Annotated in this window: 15 protein-coding genes; 14 read left to right on the top strand and 1 reads right to left on the bottom strand. The window is 71.2% G+C overall.

Features of this window, described 5'->3' with window-relative positions; all coding sequences use genetic code 11:
- Window positions 1-13: 13 nt before the first annotated feature.
- A complete protein-coding gene (locus tag ACFYST_RS11855; RefSeq protein ID WP_387861530.1) occupies window positions 14-1,561 on the bottom strand; it encodes a chitinase in 1,548 nt (515 codons plus the stop codon).
- Window positions 1,562-1,736: 175 nt separating this feature from the next.
- Between ACFYST_RS11855 and ACFYST_RS11850 the strand changes: the two genes are divergently transcribed.
- The 14 genes from ACFYST_RS11850 (at window position 1,737) to obgE (ending at window position 19,688) form a co-directional block, all read left to right on the top strand.
- On the top strand, window positions 1,737-3,128 hold the full coding sequence (locus ACFYST_RS11850) for a bifunctional folylpolyglutamate synthase/dihydrofolate synthase (RefSeq protein WP_387861529.1): 1,392 nt from the start codon (window positions 1,737-1,739) through the stop codon (window positions 3,126-3,128).
- Between the two features lie 6 nt (window positions 3,129-3,134).
- Window positions 3,135-3,479 (top strand): DUF4233 domain-containing protein, encoded by a 345-nt coding sequence (locus ACFYST_RS11845; RefSeq protein WP_387643094.1) that lies wholly within the window; start codon window positions 3,135-3,137, stop codon window positions 3,477-3,479.
- 83 nt (window positions 3,480-3,562) lie between these two features.
- Entirely contained in the window at window positions 3,563-3,976 is a 414-nt protein-coding gene (ndk, locus tag ACFYST_RS11840; protein WP_387643095.1) for a nucleoside-diphosphate kinase, read from the top strand.
- Between the two features lie 318 nt (window positions 3,977-4,294).
- A complete protein-coding gene (locus ACFYST_RS11835) occupies window positions 4,295-5,320 on the top strand; it encodes a rod shape-determining protein (RefSeq protein ID WP_387643832.1) in 1,026 nt (341 codons plus the stop codon).
- Window positions 5,321-5,399: 79 nt separating this feature from the next.
- Complete coding sequence (mreC, locus tag ACFYST_RS11830) at window positions 5,400-6,335, top strand: rod shape-determining protein MreC (protein WP_387643096.1); 936 nt, start codon at window positions 5,400-5,402, stop codon at window positions 6,333-6,335.
- Entirely contained in the window at window positions 6,335-6,982 is a 648-nt protein-coding gene (gene mreD / locus ACFYST_RS11825; protein ID WP_387643097.1) for a rod shape-determining protein MreD, read from the top strand. Before mreC ends, mreD begins: the two co-directional genes overlap by 1 nt.
- A gap of 21 nt (window positions 6,983-7,003) precedes the next feature.
- Window positions 7,004-9,238, top strand: coding sequence for a penicillin-binding protein 2 (gene mrdA, locus ACFYST_RS11820; RefSeq protein WP_387643098.1), 2,235 nt, complete (start codon window positions 7,004-7,006; stop codon window positions 9,236-9,238).
- Window positions 9,235-10,434, top strand: a complete 1,200-nt coding sequence (gene rodA, locus ACFYST_RS11815; RefSeq protein WP_387861528.1) for a rod shape-determining protein RodA — start codon at window positions 9,235-9,237, stop codon at window positions 10,432-10,434. The genes mrdA and rodA overlap by 4 nt, the downstream gene beginning before the upstream one ends.
- 84 nt (window positions 10,435-10,518) lie before the next feature.
- The gene (locus ACFYST_RS11810; RefSeq protein WP_387643100.1) at window positions 10,519-12,447 is read left to right on the top strand and encodes a TIGR03960 family B12-binding radical SAM protein; all 1,929 of its coding nucleotides are present in this window, start codon (window positions 10,519-10,521) and stop codon (window positions 12,445-12,447) included.
- 247 nt (window positions 12,448-12,694) lie between these two features.
- On the top strand, window positions 12,695-13,468 hold the full coding sequence (locus tag ACFYST_RS11805; protein ID WP_387643101.1) for a TIGR03936 family radical SAM-associated protein: 774 nt from the start codon (window positions 12,695-12,697) through the stop codon (window positions 13,466-13,468).
- Window positions 13,469-13,830: 362 nt separating this feature from the next.
- The gene (locus ACFYST_RS11800; protein ID WP_387861526.1) at window positions 13,831-17,274 is read left to right on the top strand and encodes a ribonuclease E/G; all 3,444 of its coding nucleotides are present in this window, start codon (window positions 13,831-13,833) and stop codon (window positions 17,272-17,274) included.
- A 238-nt stretch (window positions 17,275-17,512) separates the two neighbouring features.
- Complete coding sequence (gene rplU / locus ACFYST_RS11795) at window positions 17,513-17,830, top strand: 50S ribosomal protein L21 (protein ID WP_099899174.1); 318 nt, start codon at window positions 17,513-17,515, stop codon at window positions 17,828-17,830.
- A 39-nt stretch (window positions 17,831-17,869) separates the two neighbouring features.
- On the top strand, window positions 17,870-18,127 hold the full coding sequence (gene rpmA, locus ACFYST_RS11790; protein WP_014135732.1) for a 50S ribosomal protein L27: 258 nt from the start codon (window positions 17,870-17,872) through the stop codon (window positions 18,125-18,127).
- 100 nt (window positions 18,128-18,227) lie between these two features.
- Complete coding sequence (obgE, locus tag ACFYST_RS11785) at window positions 18,228-19,688, top strand: GTPase ObgE (RefSeq protein ID WP_387643103.1); 1,461 nt, start codon at window positions 18,228-18,230, stop codon at window positions 19,686-19,688.
- Window positions 19,689-19,856: the final 168 nt, after the last annotated feature.

Genomic DNA, 19,856 nt, shown 5'->3' with positions numbered 1-19,856 from the left:
TGCCGTGCTGCCGCTACGGCATGGCGTGCAGGTGGGAGCCGACGGTGCCGGCGATGCCGCCGCCCGCGAGGGCGTCCCAGTTGGTGGACCAGGTCATCGCGCCGCCGATGCCCGGCCAGGTCTTCGAGGGTTTGAAGGAACCGCAGTTGGTTCCCGCGGCCAGGCAGTCCAGCGCCGCGTTCACGGTCGCCGGGCTGGTGTAGCCGCCACCCGCCGCGCTGGTGGAGGCGGGCACCCCGAGGCCGACCTGGCTCGGGTCGAGGCCGCCCTGCAGCTGGATGCAGGCCAGGCCGGTGAGGAAGTTCTCGGTGCCCTGCGAATACACGCCGCCGTCGCAGCCGAGCATCGCACCGGAGTTGTAGTACTGCATGTTGACGATGGTCAGGACGTCCTTGGTGGCCAGCGCCAGCTTGAAGTACTCGGTGCCGGTGGACTGCATGTCGATGGTCTGCGGAGCCATGGTGAGCACGAACCCGGACCCGACCTTTGCCGCCAGGGTGTGCAACGCCTGTGCCATGTAGGTGGAGTTGACGCCGTTCTCCAGGTCGATGTCGATCCCGTCGAAGCCGTACGTCTGGATCAGGCCGTACGCGGAGTTGGCGAAGTTGGCCGCCGCGGCCGAACTCGCCACCGAGACAGTGCCGTTCTGCCCGCCGACCGAGATGATGACCTTCTTGCCGGCCGCGCGCTTGGCCGCGATGTCGGCCTTGAACTGGGCGTCGGTGTAGCCGTTCAGCTTCGAGGACAGCGTCGGGTCCAGGGTGAAACTGATCGCGCCCTGGGTGCTGGTGGCGTCCGCGAAGGCCACCGCGATGATGTCGTACGCCGCGGGGACGTCACTGATCCGTTGCGGGGTCGCGCCGTTGTAGAAGTTCTGCCAGTAGCCGGTCAGCTTGTGCTTCTGCCCGGGCGGCGGCGGAGTGGTGGAGGAGCTGCTGGGTGAGGGCGACGCCGAGGTGGACGTCGAGGGGGACGGCGAGGCCGAGTCGGACGGGGACGGCGACACCGAGGTCGGACCGGAGCTGGACGGGCTGGGCGAGCCGGTGCCCGGGCCGACCATCGAGACCTTGTCCACCAGGTACGGCGGCTGGCCGTACCACCCGTGGAACCACACCTGCACCGAGGTGGTGCCGGCCCCCGTGGTGAAGGTGCTGCTGAGCGTGTTCCACCCGGTGTTGGAGCTCCAGGTGGACGGGTCGGTGCCGCCGGTGCCGGTGGCGCCCAGGAACACGTACGAGCCCTGCACCACCGCGGACAGGGTGTACGTCGAGTTGGGCAGCACGGTGACCTGCTGGCTGCAGTTGGCGTAGTCCGACCCGGCCGGGGTGCCCTGCAGGTCCCAGCCGGTGGCGGAGTTGTTCACCGCGGTGACGGTGGGGCCGCAGGCCCACGGGGTGATGTGGTCGCCGGCCGAGAAGTCGCCGTTCCGGATCACGTCCACGTCGGCGGCGGTGGCCGTCCCGGTACCGGTCAGCACCATGCCGACCAGGGCCAGTACGGCCGCCAGCAACCCGGCGAGCAGGGCCCGCGCGCCGCGCGGGTGTCGATGTGGTGCACGCATGCCATCTCCATGTGGGGGAGTGTCGATGGGGGTGCGGTGCGGGGGAGCCAAGGAGCTGGACGAGCGACTCACACGGTGGAGTAGACCAATTCCGGTGTCAAGAGGTCCGGAGCCGGTCCGCGGGCCACCGGGGTGGCCGTCGGGGGCGGACGTCGGGAGTCCTTAGACTGGCGGGGTGAGCGACAAGGCCGAGCCCAACCCCTACACCGTCCGTCCCGCCGACGTCGGCGGCACCGACTCCGATCTGCGCGCCGTCGAGGCCGAACTGGCCACCCGCTGGCCGGAGAACAAGCTGGAGCCCTCGCTCGACCGGATCGAGGCGCTGATGGACATCCTCGGCCAGCCGCAGCGCTCCTACCCGTCCATCCACATCACCGGCACCAACGGCAAGACCTCCACCGCCCGGATGGTCGAGCAGCTGCTGGGCGTCTTCGAACTGCGCACCGGCCGCTACACCTCGCCGCACGTGGAGTCCGTCACCGAGCGGATCAGCCTGGACGGGGCGCCGATCAGCCCGGAGAAGTTCGTCGAGACCTACCGCGACATCGAGCCCTACGTGCAGATGGTGGACGCGGCGCAGCCGGTCGCGATGTCCTTCTTCGAGGTGCTGACCGGCATGGCGTACGCGGCCTTCGCGGACGCCCCGGTGGACGTCGCGGTCGTCGAGGTCGGCATGGGCGGCTCCTGGGACGCCACCAACGTGATCGACGCCCAGGTGGCGGTGATCACCCCGATCGGCCTGGACCACACCGACAAGCTCGGCGACACCACCGGCAAGATCGCGGTGGAGAAGTCCGGGATCATCAAGCCGGGCGCGCTCGCCGTGGTCGCCCAGCAGAAGCTGGACGCCGCCGAGACGATCCTGCGCCGGGCCGTCGAGGTGGACGCCACCGTGGCCCGCGAGGGCATGGAGTTCGGCGTGCTGCGCCGCGAGGTCGCCGTCGGCGGCCAGCTGGTCACCCTGCGCGGCCTCGGCGGCCACGAGTACCAGGACGTGTTCATCCCGCTGCACGGCGACCACCAGGCGCAGAACGCCGCGCTGGCGCTCGCCGCGGTGGAGGCGTTCTTCGGCATCGGCCAGGGCGGCGCCGAGCACCTGGACGAGGAGAAGGTCCGGCAGGCGCTGTTCGGCGTCTCCTCGCCGGGCCGGCTGGAGGTCGTCAGGCGCAGCCCCACCGTGATCCTGGACGCCGCGCACAACCCGCACGGTGCGCAGGCCGCCGCCGCCGCGATCGGCGAGGCGTTCGGCTTCACCAAGCTGGTCGGCGTCATCGCCACCAGCGGCGACAAGGACGTCACCGGCCTGCTGGAGGTCTTCGAGCCGATCCTCGCCGAGGTCGTCATCACCCAGAACTCCACCCACCGCGCGATGCCCGTCGACCGTCTCGCGGCCCTCGCCGTCGAGGTGTTCGGCGAGGACCGGGTGCAGGTCGAGCCCCGGCTGGACGACGCCATCGACGCCGCGGTCACCCTCGCCGAGGAGGAGGACCTCGGCGGCGCCGGCGTCCTGGTCACCGGCTCCGTCATCACGGTGGGCGAGGCGCGCCTGCTGTTCGGAAGGAAGTAGCGGTCGATGCGCACCCTGTGCTCCTCCACCCTGATCGGCGAGGCGCTGCTGATCATGTTCGCCGGCCTGGTCGCGATGAAGCTGACCGACGTCGGCACCGGCACCATCTGGGCGGTCAGCGGCGTCGCCATCCTGCTGTGCGTGCTGCTGTGCGGCGCGATCACCCGGCCCGGCGCGGTCTGGGTCGGCTGGGCGCTGCAACTCGGCGTGCTGGCCAGCGGCTTGGTGCTGCCGACGATGTTCGCCTTCGGTGTGGTGTTCGGCGGCCTGTGGTGGTGCTCGGTGCACTACGGCCGCAAGATCGACGAGCTCAAGGCGCAGCGCGCGGCGGCCGCCGGGGCGGCCGCCTGACCGGGCTGGTCGCGGGGGCGGCCACCCGGCCGGGGTAATGTCAGGTGCACACACCGCACGACCCACACCCGAGGAGCCGCCCCGTGTCCCAGCGCACTCTCGTCCTGCTCAAGCCCGACGCCGTGAAGCGCGGCCTGGCCGGCGAGATCATCAGCCGGATCGAGCGCAAGGCCGGCTGGCGCTTCGCCGCGATGGAGCTCCGCACCTTCGACCGCGGCACCCTGGAGCAGCACTACGCCGAGCACGTCGGCCGCCCGTTCTACGAGCCGCTGCTGGAGTTCATGACCTCCGGCCCGTCGATCGCGCTGATCGTCGAGGGCGAGAACGTGATCCCGGGCATCCGTGCGCTGGCCGGTGCCACCGACCCGCTGCAGGCGGGCGCGGGCACCATCCGCGGCGACTACGCGACGATCACCCGCGAGAACCTGATCCACGCCTCGGACTCCCCGGAGTCGGCCGAGCGGGAGATCAAGATCTTCTTCCCGTCCCACGTCTGAGGACTGTGGAGGGCCGTGCGGCCCCGGTGCCCCTGCCTCGGCAGGGGCACTTCGCCCAACTGGGCGTTAATCCTCAAATCACGGAACCCCAGCTTCCGACACGGCGTCCCAATGCCAGGAGAAGCCGATCCGTCCCCGGAGAATGGGCGGGACTCCGTGCCCGCCGTTCGCACCGTCCGGCGTGATTACCATGGACCCCAACTCACGGGCTCGGAGCGGCTGCTCAGCCGCCGTCAGCCCTGCGGGCCCCGGCGGCCGGCTCTCCCCCCGCCCTTGATCCACATTCGGGAAGGCACTCGACATCCCATGGCGAACAACCTGTCGTTCCTCGGCCGGGACCTGGCGATCGACCTCGGCACCGCGAACACACTGGTGTACGTCCGGGGCAAGGGCATCGTGCTGAACGAGCCGTCGGTGGTCGCGGTGAACACCAACACCGGAGGAATCCTCGCGGTGGGTGCCGAGGCCAAGCAGATGATCGGTCGCACCCCTGGCAACATCGTGGCGATCCGCCCGCTGAAGGACGGCGTGATCGCCGACTTCGAGATCACCGAGCGGATGCTGCGGTACTTCATCCTGAAGATCCACCGCCGCCGCTACCTGGCCCGCCCGCGGGTCGTGGTGTGCGTCCCCTCCGGCATCACCGGTGTCGAGCGCCGTGCCGTGGTCGAGGCCAGCATGCTGGCCGGCGCCCGCCAGGTGCACATCATCGAGGAGCCGATGGCCGCCGCGATCGGCTCCGGCCTGCCGGTGCACGAACCGACCGGCAACATGGTCGTCGACATCGGCGGCGGCACCACCGAGGTCGCGGTGATCTCGCTCGGCGGCATCGTCACCGCCCAGTCGCTGCGGGTGGCCGGTGACGAGCTGGACAACGCGATCGTCCAGCACATCAAGAAGGAGTACAGCCTGCTGCTCGGCGAGCGCAGTGCCGAGCAGATCAAGATGTCGATCGGCTCCGCGTTCGGCCTTGAGGGCGAGAAGGACGAGCACGCCGAGATCCGCGGCCGCGACCTGGTCTCCGGCCTGCCGAAGACCGTGGTGATCTCCGCCGCCGAGGTCCGCACCGCCATCGACGAGCCGGTGAACTCGATCATCGACTCGGTGAAGACCACCCTCGACCAGTGCCCGCCGGAGCTGGCCGGCGACGTGATGGACCGCGGCATCGTGCTCACCGGCGGCGGCGCCCTGCTGCGCGGCCTGGACGAGCGGCTGCGCCGGGAGACCGGCATGCCGGTGCACATCGCCGAGAACCCGCTCGACTCGGTGGCCCTGGGGGCGGGCAAGTGCGTCGAGGAGTTCGAGGCACTGCAGCAGGTACTCGACGCCCAGCCGCGTCGCTAGACAACTTTCCAACTGAACAACAGACAGAGCTGATGGACCAGCAGATGGACACTCAGCACGAAGGGGCGGCACCAGCACCGTGAGGGACACCCGACAGAGTCGACTACTGCTGGTCCTGCTGGTCGCGCTCGCATTCGCCCTGATCACCGTCGACATCAAGGGCGGCCAGGACTCGCCGCTCGGCGCCCCGCGCCGGGCGGCCGCGTCCGTGCTCGGCCCGGTCGAGAACGCCGCGGCCGGCGCCGTCGACCCGGTCGCCGGGTACATCCGCGCGATCCGCGACGCCAGCACCCACCAGCAGCGCCTGGACCAGATCACCCGGGAGAACACCGAGCTTCGCCAGAAGCTGGCCTCCTCGGACGCCGCGTCCGGCCGCACCAAGCAGCTGGACGACATGCTGCGCACCGCCGGCACCGGCGGCTACACCATCAAGGCCGCGCAGGTGATCGCGGTCGGCGCCGCCCAGGGCTTCTCCTGGACCATCACCATCGACGCCGGCAGCGACGACGGCCTGACCCGCGACATGACCGTCATCGACGGCCAGGGCCTGGTCGGCCGGATCACCACCGTCGCCCCGACCACCGCGACCGTGCTGCTCGCCTCCGACCCCGGCTTCACCGCCGGCGTCCGGCTGGAGGGCAACAACGAGATCGGCTTCGCGGCCGGCCAGGGCGCCTCGCCGATGAAGATCGAGCTGCTGAACGGCCGCGCCCAGGTGAAGGCCGGCGACCGGCTGGTCACCTTCGGCTCGCAGAGCGGACGCCCGTTCGTCCCCGGCGTGCCGGTCGGCACCGTCAAGGAGGTGCAGGCCACCCCGGGTCAGCTCACCAAGACCATCCTGGTCGAGCCGTACGTGCAGTTCACCCGCCTCGACCTGATCGGCGTGGTGGTCGTGCCGCCGCGCACCGATCCGCGGGACGCCGTGCTGCCGCCGGTCCCCGCCCCCTCCGCCGGCGCCGCGGGCAACCCACAGGCGCCGATCGCCGCCGCACAGCCCACCACCGGGGGGAACTGATGTTTCGTCCGTCTCGGATCCTGCTGTCCGCCGTCCTGCTGGTGTTCGCCCTGGTGGTCCAGGTCAGCATCCTCGGCCGGCTCCAACTGCCCGGTGCCACCCCGGACCTGCTGATGCTGGTGGTGGTCGGTCTGGGCCTGGTGTACGGCCCGACCGGCGGCTGCCTGGCGGGCTTCTTCGCCGGCCTGCTGGCCGACCTCGCCCCGCCGTCCGACCACGCCGTCGGCCGGTACGCGCTGGTGCTCTGCCTGGTCGGCTACGGCGCCGGGCTGCTCCGCCCGGAGAACGGCCGGCAGCGGTCCGCGCTCAGCGCGATCGGCGTGGTGGCGGTCGCCGCGGTGGTCTCCACCCTGCTGTACGCCACCGTCGGCGCCCTGGTCGGCGACACCGCGGCCCGGCACGTCGGCCTGACCGGGCTGGTGTTCAGCGCCCTGCTGTACGACGTGCTGCTGGCCCCGTTCACGGTGCCGCTGGTGATGCTGCTGGCCCGCCGGTTCGACGGCGACCGGGTGGTCAACGAGACAGTGCGCGGCGCGGACGGCGGCTCCGGCCTCGGCGCGCTGGCCCGCTACAAGACCACTCGCGACCCCTCGTCCACCGCCTCCTACAAGAAGAAGCGCGCGCTCGGCCTCGCCAAGCGCCCCTGAGCCGGGACGGAGTCCGCGCACGTGACGAACATTCCTGATACCGGCCGTACCCGGCGGGTGACGATCCGGCTGGTGGTGCTGCAGATCCTGGTGCTGTCGCTGCTGGCCACCCTCGGCGGTCGGCTGTGGTACCTGCAGATCCGCAACGGCAAGGAGTTCACTGCCAAGGCCCAGGGCAACCACATCCGCGAGGTGGTGGAGCCCGCCGTCCGCGGTGAGGTCCTGGACGCCGCCGGGCGGATCCTGGCCGGCAACGAGACCAAGCTGGTGGTGTCGGTGTCCCGCACCGCGCTGATGCAGCAGAAGGACCACGGCAAGGCGGTGCTTTCCCGGCTCGCCGACGTCCTCGGCGTGCCCGCCGACGACGTCAAGAACAAGGTCCGGCTGTGCGACGCGAAGACCCCGCAGCCGTGCTGGAACGGCTCCCCGTACCAGCCGATCCCGGTCACCCAGCAGGCCACCACGCAGCAGGCGATGCAGATAATGGAGCGCCGCGAGGACTTCCCCGGCGTCACCGCCCAGCCCACCGCACTGCGCCGCTACACCGGCGCGGAGGGTGCCAGCGCCGCCCAGATCCTCGGCTACCTGTCGCCGGTCACCGACGACGAGGTCACCAAGACCGCCGACAAGTCCGGCCGTGAACGCCGCCTGCCGTCCGACCAGATCGGCCGGGCCGGCCTGGAGTCGGTCTACGACGACGACCTGCGCGGCACCACCGGCGTCGACCGGTTGGAGGTCGACAACCTCGGCCGGGTGATCGGCAGCGCCGGCACCACCCCCGCCCAGCCCGGCAACAACCTGATCACCTCGATTGACGCCCGGGTGCAGAAGGTGGTCGAGGACCAGCTCAACCAGGCCATGGTCGAGGCCCGCAAGGTGTACGACAAGGAGACCAGCAAGAACTACCTCGCCGACTCCGGCGCGGCCGTGGTGATGGACGTCCACACCGGCCGGATCGTCGCGATGGCCAGCGCCCCCACCTACGACCCCAACCTGTGGGTCGGCGGCATCTCCGCCAAGGACTACGAGGCGCTGAACAGCAAGGACTCCAACTACCCGTTGATCAACCGGGCCATACAGGGTCAGTCCGCACCCGGCTCGACGTTCAAGGTGATCTCCACCACCGCCGCCGTGCAGGCCGGATACGACCTCAACGGGCACTACCCGTGCCCGAAGTCGCTGACCATCGGCGGCCGCGAGTTCAAGAACTTCGAGTCCGAGCAGTTCGGCGACATCTCGCTGGAGAAGGCGCTCGAAGTCTCCTGCGACACCGTGTTCTACGGCCTCGCCTACGACCAGTGGATGAAGGACGGCGGCCTCAAGCCCAAGAAGGACGCCCCGGACTGGTTCTTCAAGACCGCCCACGAGTTCGGCCTCGGCGCCAAGACCGGCATCGACCTGCCGGGCGAGGTGGCAGGCCGGGTCCCCGACCGGCAGTGGAAGCAGTCCTACTACGACGCGATGAAGCAGTCCTGGTGCGACCAGGCGGCCAAGGGCGGCCACGAGTACGCCGACGAGATCGCCCGCGAGAACTGCGCCGACGGCAACCAGATGCGCGCCGGTGACATGGTCAACTTCGCCATCGGCCAGGGCGACACCCTGGTCACCCCGCTGCAGATGGCCCGGATCTACTCGGCGCTCGCCAACGGCGGCACCCTGTACCGGCCCAGCATCGGCAAGGCGATCGTCAGCCCCGACGGCACCCTGGTGCGCGACATCGCCCCACACGAGGACGGCAAGATCCCCGCGCAGGGACAGCTGCTCCAGTACATCGACCAGGCCACCGCCGGCGTCGTCACCGCCGGTACCGCCGCCTGGAAGTTCACCGGCGCCGGCTGGCCGCAGGGCAAGATCGAACTGCACGCCAAGACCGGCACCGCCGAGGTCGCCGGCAAGCAGACCACCTCCTGGCTGACCACCTACAGCAAGGACTACGCGGTGGTCATGACGATCAGCCAGGGCGGCACCGGCTCCGGCGGCTCCGGCGACTCGGTCCGTCGGATCTACCAGGCGCTGTACGGCGTCGACGACAAGGGCAACATCGACAACGCCAAGGCGCTGCTGCCGCAGCCGCAGGCCGCACTGCCCAAGTTCAACCCGGACGGCACCGCGATCATCCAGGCCTCGTACAGCTACGAGGGCGACCGGACCTTCCTGGACCCGGCCCGTCCGGCCCAGGCCGACCCCGCCACCGCGGTGGCGCTCGCCGCGCTGGAACCCAACCGGGCCGGCAGCAACGGAAGGGGCCGGTCATGACCTCCTACGGCTCGTACCGCACCGTGCGGCTCGCCCCGCGGCGCTCCTCGCTGTCCCGGGCGCTGGCCAAGGACTCCCCGCTGCGCCGGCTCGACTGGATCATGATCCTGGCGGCGCTGGGGCTGTCCCTGATGGGCTCGCTGCTGGTCTGGTCCGCCACCCGCGGCCGCGACTCGCTGACCCATGGCGACCCGCAGTACTTCCTGTACCGGCACCTGACCAACCTGGTGATCGGCATCGGCCTGAGCGTCGCGGTGATCGCGCTGGGCACCCGGCGGCTGCGCACCGCGGTGCCGTTCTTCTACCTGGCCGTGGTGCTGATGCTGTTCGCGGTGCTCAGCCCGCTCGGCTCGACGATCAACGGCGCGCACTCCTGGATCCAGCTCGGCGGCGGCTTCTCCGTCCAGCCCGCCGAGTTCGCGAAACTGGCGATCGTGCTGGGCATGGCCGTGGTGCTGTCCGCCCGGGTGGACGCCGGCGAGCGCGAGTTCCCGCCCACCCGCAGCGTGCTGCAGTCGCTGGCGGTCGCCGGCTTCCCGATGTGCGTGGTCATGCTGATGCCCGACCTCGGCTCGGTGATGGTCATGGTGGTCACCATGCTGGGCGTGCTGATGGCCTCCGGCGCCGCCAACCGCTGGGTGATCGGCCTGCTGGCCGGCGGCACCGCCGGCGCGCTCGCGGTGTGGAAGCTCGGCATCCTCAGCCAGTACCAGATCGACCGCTTCGCGGCGTTCGCCAACCCGGCGCTCGACCCGTCCGGCGTCGGTTACAACACCGCCCAGGCCCGGATCGCCATCGGCTCCGGCGGCCTGTTTGGCATGGGCCTCTTCCACGGCACCCAGACCACCGGCCAGTTCGTGCCCGAGCAGCAGACCGACTTCGTGTTCAGCGTGGCCGGCGAGGAACTCGGCTTCATCGGCGCCCTGGTGATGATCGGTCTGCTCGGCATCATCCTGTGGCGGGCCTGCCGGATAGCGCGTCAGGCCACCGACCTGTTCGGCACGATCCTGGCGGCCGGCGCGGTCACCTGGTTCGCCTTCCAGGCCTTCGAGAACATCGGCATGAACCTCGGCATCATGCCGGTCGCGGGCATTCCGCTGCCGTTCGTCTCCTACGGCGGCTCGTCGATGTTCGCGGTGTGGATCGCGATCGGGCTGCTGCAGTCGGTGCGCTCGCAGCGGCCGATAGCGATCTGACCGCTCCACGCGTGGAAACAGTGACCCTCGGGGCTCGGCTACCCTGAAGGGTCACTGCTTTTTCTGCCGTAAAGGTCCTTGCGCATGACTGTCGAATCGGTCTTCCCACGCCTGGAGGCCCTCCTCCCGCACGTCCAGAAGCCGATCCAGTACGTCGGTGGCGAGCTCAACTCGACCGTCAAGGACTGGGACGCCTGCGATGTCCGCTGGGCGCTGATGTACCCCGACGCCTACGAGGTCGGCCTGCCCAACCAGGGCACCATGATCCTCTACGAGGTGCTGAACGAGCGCGAGGGCGTCCTCGCCGAGCGCAGCTACAGCGTCTGGCCCGACCTCGAAGCCCTGATGCGCGAGCACGGCGTCCCCCAGTTCACGGTGGACGCGCACCGCCCGATCAAGGCCTTCGACGTCTTCGGTCTGTCGTTCTCCACCGAGCTCGGCTACACCAACATGCTGACCGCGCTCGACCTGGCGGGCATCCCGCTGAACGCCGCGGACCGCACCATGGACGACCCGGTCGTGCTGGCCGGCGGCCACGCCGCGTTCAACCCCGAGCCGATCGCCGACTTCATCGACGCCGCCGTCATCGGCGACGGCGAGCAGGCCGTCCTCGACATCACCGACATCGTCCGCGCCTGGAAGGCCGAGGGCCGCCCCGGCGGCCGCGACGAACTGCTGCTGCGCCTGGCCAAGACCGGCGGCGTGTACATCCCGCGGTTCTACGACGTCGAGTACCTGCCGGACGGCCGGATCGGTCGCGTCGTCCCCAACCGCCCCGGCGTGCCGTGGCGGGTCTCCAAGCACACCGTCATGGACCTCGACGAGTGGCCCTACCCCAAGCAGCCGCTCGTCCCGCTCGCCGAGACCGTGCACGAGCGGATGTCCGTGGAGATCTTCCGCGGCTGCACCCGCGGCTGCCGTTTCTGCCAGGCCGGCATGATCACGCGACCCGTGCGGGAGCGAAGCATCACCGGCATCGGCGAGATGGTCGAGCGCGGCCTGAAGGCCACCGGCTTCGAAGAGGTCGGCCTGCTCTCGCTCTCCTCCGCCGACCACTCCGAGATCGCCGACGTCACCAAGGGCCTCGCCGACCGGTACGCCGAGGACAAGGTCGGCCTCTCGCTGCCGTCCACCCGGGTCGACGCCTTCAACATCGACCTCGCCAACGAGCTCTCCCGCAACGGCCGCCGCTCCGGCCTCACCTTCGCCCCCGAAGGCGGCTCCGAGCGGATCCGCAAGGTCATCAACAAGATGGTGTCCGAGGAGGACCTCATCAACACGGTGGCCACCGCGTACGGCAACGGCTGGCGCCAGGTGAAGCTGTACTTCATGTGCGGCCTGCCCACCGAGACCGACGAGGACGTCCTCCAGATCGGCGCGATGGCGAAGAACGTCATCGCCAAGGGCCGCGAGGTCACCGGCACCAACGACATCCGCTGCACCGTCTCCATCGGCGGCTTCGTCCCCAAGCCGCACACCCCCTTCCAGTGGGCCCCGCAGCTGTCCGCCGAAGCCACCGATGAGCGGCTCACCAAGCTCCGCGACTCCATCCGCGGCGACCGCAAGTTCGGCAAGAACATCGGCTTCCGCTACCACGACGGCAAGCCCGGCATCGTCGAAGGCCTGCTCTCCCGCGGTGACCGCCGCATCGGCGCCGTCATCCGCGCCGTCTACGAGGACGGCGGCCGCTTCGACGGCTGGCGCGAGCACTTCTCGTACGACCGCTGGATGGCCTCCGCCGAAAAGGGCCTGGCCGGCACCGGCGTCGACGTCGACTGGTACACCACCCGCGAGCGCACCTACGAGGAAGTCCTCCCCTGGGACCACCTCGACAGCGGCCTCGACAAGGACTGGCTCTGGGAGGACTGGCAGGACGCCCTCGAAGAGGTCGAGGTCGAGGACTGCCGCTGGACCCCGTGCTTCGACTGCGGCGTCTGCCCCCAGATGGACACCCACATCCAGGTCGGCCCCACCGGCAAGAAGCTCCTGCCCCTGACTGTCGTCAACAACTGACCCTGCCGGAGCGGAAGTTCGCCCCCGTCGCACATGCTGCGGCGGGGGCTTCGGCGTAGCTGCCCGGTACGTGGGGCAGCGGTCCGAGAGGTATGCCGGGCGTCGGCGGGTCGAGGTACCGCGTACCCTTGGAACGACAGAGTCCGGCCGGAGCCGCAAGCGGTGCGAGGCCGGACGGGGACACACTGACGAAGGACTGAGCTCCCTGGCACGCCGCACGCCCGACGGTCCGCCGCCCGCGCCGACGGTGCAGCGCATCCGTCTGCGCTACACCAAGCGCGGCCGTCTGCGCTTCACCAGCCACCGGGACTTCCAGCGGGCGTTCGAGCGCGCGCTCCGCCGCTCGGCCGTCCCGATGGCCTACTCCGCGGGCTTCACCCCGCACCCCAAGGTTTCCTACGCGAATGCCGCCCCCACCGGTACCGCCAGCGAGGCCGAGTACCTGGAGATCGGCCTTGCCGCGCCCCGCGACCCGGAGGCACTGCGCCGGCAGCTCGACGAGTCGATGCCGTCCGGTCTGGACATCATCGACGCCGTCGAGGTGCGCACCAGCAACTTCGTCGAGCGGCTCGAGGCTTCCGAGTGGCTGCTGCGCCTGCCCGGCGTGGAGCCCACCGAGGCCGAGCGCGCCGCCGCCGCTTTCCTGGCCGCCGAGGCGGTCGAGGTGCAGCGGATGACCAAGAACGGCCTGCGCACTTTCGATGCGCGCGCCGCCGTCGCCGCCATCGAGCTGCTCCCGGAGGGCTCCGCGCAGGTCGGGATCGGTGACGACACACTCACCGAGGGTGCGGGCGATGTTCGTACGGGTGCTCCCTGTGCGATACTGCGCCTGGTAGTACGACACGCCACACCCGCCGTACGACCCGACGACGTATTGTCCGGCCTCCGTTCGACGGCCGACCTCGCGCCGCCGGTCCCCGCAGAGGTGACCAGGCTGGCGCAGGGGCCGCTCGACGAGCAGACCGGCACGGTGACCGACCCGCTGGCGCTCGACCGCGCCGCGGCCGAGGTCGGCCGGTAGGCCGCCCCGCCGCGCGCATCCGCCGTCCGCCGAGTGGGCGGGAGCGCAGGCACGGAGCTCATCTCCGGGCCTGCGGCTCCCCGGCCTCCGCGGCTCCCCAGGGGAGCGAGCGTCGTTGCGCGAAGGCCCGGCCGTCCCCGGCCCGGCCCTTGAAAACTGAGAAGACTGGTCAGACCAGAAGACTTTTCGACTCCCCGCGCCCTGCGGGGGTCGAGCGAGACTACGAGCCCCTGTGCGGCCTCGCGTCCGAACGACGGCACCGTGGGAGCCGGAACCGCCCGAAAGGTGCGGCCGGCTGGTGAATGCGGTGGCACGTCGTGCCCGGATGCGGAGCCCGGGGGCCTGACGGGAGACACACCCGCATGCTCGAAAACACCGAACCGCAGTCCGCTGCGGCCGACCACACCGACGACGGCGCCTCCGCCGCCCCGCCGCGTCGCCGTCGCCGGGCGGTCTCCCGCCCGGCCGGCTCCCCGCAGGGCGCCGCCGGCGAGAGCGCCGAGACCGTCGTCGCGGCCGCCCCGGCGAGCGCCGAGGAGCCGCCGGCCGCCGAGAAGCCCGCCCGGGCCCGGCGTACCCGCAAGCGTGCCGAGGCCCCGGCCACCACGCCGGAGACCACCCCCGCCGCCGAGCCGGTCGCCGAGGAGCCCGCCGCCGCCGAGCCGGCCGCGGAGGAGAAGCCCGTTCGCGCCCGCCGGGCGCGTAAGCGCGTCTCCGCGCCGGCCCAGAGCCCCGTGGCGGCCGAGGAGCCGGTCGTCGAGGAGCCCGCCGCCGAGGAGCCCGTGGCCGAGCCGGCCGTCGAGGAGAAGCCGGTCCGCGCCCGCCGGGCGCGCAAGCGCGTCTCCGCGCCGGCCCAGAGCCCCGTGGTCGCCGAGGAGCCGGTCGTCGAGGTCGAGGAGGAGCCCGCGGCCGAGCCGGTCGCCGAGGAGCCCGTCGCCGAGCCGGTCGTCGAGACCTCGGCCGAGCCGCCGCGCGCCCGCCGCCGTGCCGTCCGCCCCTCCACCGCGATCTTCCAGGCGCCGGTCTTCCAGGAGCCCGCGTCCGCCCCCGCTGCCGCGCCTGCCGCCAAGGCCGCGCCCGCCGCCAAGGCCGAGCAGGCCCCGGCCGCCGCGCCGCAGGACGAGGCCGAGACCGACGACGAGTTCGAGTACAGCGGCGTCGGCCGTCGCCGCCGGGTGCGCACCCAGGTGCGCGTCCAGCAGTCCGCGAAGGGTGCCAGGGCCGCCAAGGCGGCGCAGCCCGCGAAGGCCGCCCAGCCCGCCAAGGCCGCGGAGCCGGTGAAGGCCGCCCAGCCGGTGAAGGTCGAGGCCCCGGCCGAGGTCGAGGCGCCCGCCGCCGGGCCGGAGCAGGAGTCGGAGTGGGAGGACGACCGTCCGTCCCGCCGCCGCCGTCGGGGCGGCCGTCGTCGCCGTCGCGGTGACGCCGAGGACGCGGGCGAGCCGACCGAGACCGTCGAGACCGAGGTCGAGGACACCCACGAGGAGCCCGAGGCCCAGGAAGGCCACGACGAGGACGAGGACGAGGACGACCTGGCCGCCGGCCTGTCCTCCTCGCGCCGCCGCCGTCGCCGTCGCCGCCGCAGCGGTGAGGGCGGTGCCGACGCGGGGGAGACCACCGAGGACGGCGTGCGCACCGTGGTGAAGGTCCGCGAGCCGCGCCGCCGCTCCACCGAGCCCGCGTTCGACCCGGACGAGGTGCAGTCCATCAAGGGCTCCACCCGCCTGGAGGCCAAGAAGCAGCGCCGCCGCGAGGGCCGCGAGCTGGGCCGCCGCCGGGTGCCGATCATCACCGAGGCCGAGTTCCTGGCCCGCCGCGAGTCCGTCGAGCGGGTCATGGTGGTGCGTCAGACCGGCACCCGCACCCAGATCGGCGTGCTCGAGGACGGCGTGCTGGTCGAGCACTACGTCAACAAGGAGCAGGCCACCAGCTACGTCGGCAACGTGTACCTGGGCAAGGTGCAGAACGTGCTGCCGTCGATGGAGGCCGCGTTCGTCGACATCGGCAAGGGCCGCAACGCCGTGCTGTACGCCGGCGAGGTCAACTTCGGTGCGCTGGGCGGCCACAGCGGCCCGCGCCGGATCGAGTCGGTGCTGAAGTCCGGCCAGTCCGTGCTGGTCCAGGTCTCCAAGGACCCGATCGGCCACAAGGGCGCCCGTCTGACCAGCCAGATCTCGCTGCCCGGCCGCTACCTGGTGTACGTGCCCGAGGGCTCGATGACCGGTATCTCCCGCAAGCTGCCGGAGAACGAGCGGGCCCGCCTCAAGCAGATCCTCAAGAAGATCGTCCCGGACGACGCGGGCGTGATCGTCCGCACCGCCGCCGAGGGCGCCTCCGAGGAGGAGCTGACCCGCGACGTCCAGCGCCTGCAGACGCAGTGGGAGGAGATCCAGAAGAAGGCCGCCTCCGGCAACGCCCCGGCGCTGCTCTACGGCGAGCCCGACATGACGGTGCGCGTGGTCCGCGACATCTTCAACGAGGACTTCACCAAGGTCATCGTCAGCGGTGCGGACGCCTGGAGCACCATCCACGACTACGTCTCCAACGTGGCCCCCGACCTCACCGAGCGCCTGCAGAAGTGGACCTCGGACGTCGACGTGTTCGCCACGTACCGGATCGACGAGCAGCTGATGAAGGCGCTGGACCGCAAGGTCTGGCTGCCCTCCGGCGGCTCGCTGGTGATCGACCGGACCGAGGCGATGGTCGTCGTCGACGTCAACACCGGCAAGTTCGTCGGCCAGGGCGGCAACCTCGAGGAGACCGTCACCCGCAACAACATCGAGGCGGCCGAGGAGATCGTCCGCCAGCTGCGGCTGCGCGACCTCGGCGGCATCATCGTGATCGACTTCATCGACATGGTGCTGGAGTCCAACCGCGACCTGGTGCTGCGCCGCCTGCTGGAGTGCCTGGGCCGCGACCGCACCAAGCACCAGGTGGCCGAGGTCACCTCGCTCGGCCTGGTCCAGATGACCCGCAAGCGGGTCGGCCAGGGCCTGCTGGAGTCCTTCTCCGAGCCCTGCGTGCACTGCAACGGCCGCGGCGTGATCGTGCACATGGACCAGCCGCACAGCCACGGCGGCGGCGCGGCCGCGACGGCCACCGCCACCACCGGCGCGGGCGAGGGCGGCGGCAAGCGCCGTCGCCGGGGCCGCGGCGGGGCCGGGGCGGAGACCATCGAGACGGTCGAGAGCGTCGAGCCGGTGGAGGCCGCAGCGGCGGTCGAGGCCGTCGAGGAGCTGGAGCCGATCGAGGCGCCGGTCGAGGCCGAGGTCGTGGAGACCGTCGTGGCCGAGGAGCCGGTCGTCGAGGAGCCGGCCGTCGAGGAGAAGGCGAGCCTGGTGGAGATCCCGCCGACCGCTCCGCCGGCGGGCCGTACCCGCCGCCGCGCGGTGCGCAAGGCCACCGCTCCCGCCGGGGCGTCCGGCGAGGCCGAGATCGTGGTGCTGCAGGCCCGCGCCGAGGCCGCGATGGAGGCCGCGCTGAGCGCCGCGGAGAAGTCCGCCGTCGAGGAGCCGGTCACCGAGACCGCTGCCGAGGTGACGGCCGAGGCCGTCGCCGCAGTGGAGCCCGAGGCCGAGGTCGCCGTGGCGGTCGAGACCGAGGAGCCGGCGCCGAAGAAGCGGGCCGCCCGCAAGACGGCCGCCAAGACGACCGCGGCGAAGAAGACCACCACGGCCAAGAAGACCGCGGTGAAGAAGACCACCGCCACGGCCGCCAAGAAGACCACCGCCCGCAAGACCGCCACCAAGCGGACCAGCGCGGCGGCCAAGAAGGCCGCGGCCGCCGAAGGTGACGGCGCCGCAGAGTGAGCCCCGGGGCCGGGACCGCCACCACTTCGGTGGCGGTCCCGGCCTCGCGCACGGCCCGGTTTGTCTTCGGCTGGACCGGTCCGTATTCTTGACCCTCGGCGTGTTGACGCCATGCTCCTGAGCACTTCACCTCCCGAGCGAGAGCCGGTTCCGGCTCTTTTCCGGGGGAGGCAGCCTGTGTCCATACCCAGGCCGCTGGCATCGGGAGTTCCGACCGAGTTAGGAAAGTAGGTACCGCATGTACGCGATCGTTCGCGCAGGCGGCCGCCAGCACAAGGTCGCCGTGGGCGACGTGCTGGAGATCGACCGTATTGACGCCAAGCCGGGTGACTCGGTCGAGCTCTCGACCATCCTCGTCGTCGATGGTGAGTCCGTCACCTCCGACCCGTGGGTGCTCGGTGGCGTGAAGGCGCACGCCGAGGTCGTCGACCAGACCAAGGGCGACAAGATCGTCATCCTGCGCTACAAGAACAAGACCGGCTACCGCCGTCGTCAGGGCCACCGCCAGAAGCACACCGCGGTGCGCATCACCAGCATCGACTCGGTCAGCAAGTAATCACACTTACTGCGGTCTTCCTAGAAAGGGGATAGCCAGATGGCACACAAGAAGGGTGCGAGTTCCACTCGCAACGGTCGTGACTCGAACGCCCAGCGCCTCGGCGTGAAGCGCTTCGGCGGTCAGGTCGTCTCCGCCGGCGAGATCATCGTCCGCCAGCGTGGCACCCACTTCCACCCGGGCGCCAACGTCGGCCGTGGCGGCGACGACACCCTGTTCGCGCTGACCGCCGGTGCCGTCCAGTTCGGCAACCGTCGCGGCCGCAAGGTCGTCAACATCGTGGCCGTCGAGGCCTGAGTCTGCACAGACTCGCTGTGAAGGGTGGGCCGGGACTATCCGGGCCCACCCTTCGCGCTTTACCTCAGGAACACCTTTTTCTTTCGCACAGGAGGCACTCATGACCACCTTCGTGGACCGCGTCGAACTGCACGTCGCCGCGGGTAACGGAGGCCACGGCTGCGCCTCCGTGCACCGCGAGAAGTTCAAGCCGCTCGGCGGCCCCGACGGGGGCAACGGCGGCGAGGGCGGCTCGGTGACCCTGGTGGTGGACTCGCAGGTCACCACCCTGCTCGAGTACCACCACTCGCCCAAGCGCAAGGCCACCAACGGCAAGCCCGGTGCGGGCGGCCACCGCACCGGCGCCGAGGGCCAGGGCCTGGTCCTGCCCGTCCCGGACGGCACCGTCGTCCTCGACCGCCAGGGCAACGTGCTGGCCGACCTGGTCGGTCACGGCACCACCTTCGTCGCCGCCCAGGGCGGCCGCGGCGGCCTCGGCAACGCCGCGCTGGCCTCCGCCCGCCGCAAGGCCCCCGGCTTCGCGCTGCTCGGCGAGCCCGGCGAGGCCCGCGACATCGTGATGGAGCTCAAGTCCGTCGCCGACGTCGCGTTGGTCGGCTACCCGAGCGCCGGCAAGTCCTCGCTGATCTCGGTGCTCTCCGCGGCCAAGCCGAAGATCGCCGACTACCCGTTCACCACCCTCGTCCCCAACCTCGGTGTGGTGACCGCCGGCGAGACCGTCTACACGATCGCCGACGTGCCCGGCCTGATCCCCGGCGCCAGCCAGGGCAAGGGCCTCGGCCTGGAGTTCCTGCGGCACGTCGAGCGCTGCGAGGTGCTCGTCCACGTCCTCGACTGCGCCACCCTGGAGCCGGGCCGCGACCCGCTCACCGACCTCGAGACCATCGAGGACGAACTCGCCCAGTACGGCGGCCTCGAGGACCGGCCGCGACTGGTCGCCCTCAACAAGATCGACGTCCCGGACGGCCAGGACATCGCCGACCTCACCCGCGCCTCGCTCGAGGAGCGCGGCTACCGGGTCTTCGAGGTCTCCGCGCTCGCCCACAAGGGCCTGCGCGAACTCTCCTACGCGCTGGCCGAGATCGTCTCCGCCGCGCGCGCCGCCAAGCCGGTCCAGGAGAACACCCGGATCGTCATCCGCCCGACCGCCGTGGACGACGCCGGCTTCACCATCGAGGAAGAGGACGGCGCGTTCCGCATCCGCGGCGTCAAGCCCGAACGCTGGGTCCGCCAGACCGACTTCGCCAACGACGAGGCCGTCGGCTACCTCGCCGACCGGCTCGCCCGCCTCGGCGTCGAGCAGCAGCTCTGGAAGGTCGGCGCCAAGGAGGGCGACACCGTCATCATCGGCCCCGACGAGAACGCCGTGGTCTTCGACTGGGAGCCCACCATGGCCGCCGGCGCGGAGATGCTCGGCCGCCGCGGCGAGGACCACCGCTTCGAGACCCAGCGGCCGGCGGTCGACCGCCGCCGCGAAAAGGCGCGCGGGCGGGACTCGGCGGAGCAGGAGTACCTCGACTTCGAGGCGCTCAGCTCCGGCCGGGAGCAGCTGGAGCAGTAAAGAGCGGCTGTCAGCGAGGTCGCGATCAACGGCAAGTGATTGCCGGGGTCGCGACCTTGCTGCTTGGTGCCTTCCGCCGCGCGCGGTTCTCCCCCAGCCCTAGCGGGCCGGGAGGTACCCCCACGCGCCCCTGGTGGTGCGGTTTCCGTCTCACGCCTTGCGCCGATT

The sequence above is a fragment of the Kitasatospora sp. NPDC004614 genome (assembly GCF_042873675.1).
Taxonomy (GTDB): Bacteria; Actinomycetota; Actinomycetes; order Streptomycetales; family Streptomycetaceae; genus Kitasatospora.
The sequence above is the reverse complement of the archived record's forward strand: the minus strand, read 5'-3'. Positions and strand labels throughout refer to the sequence as shown.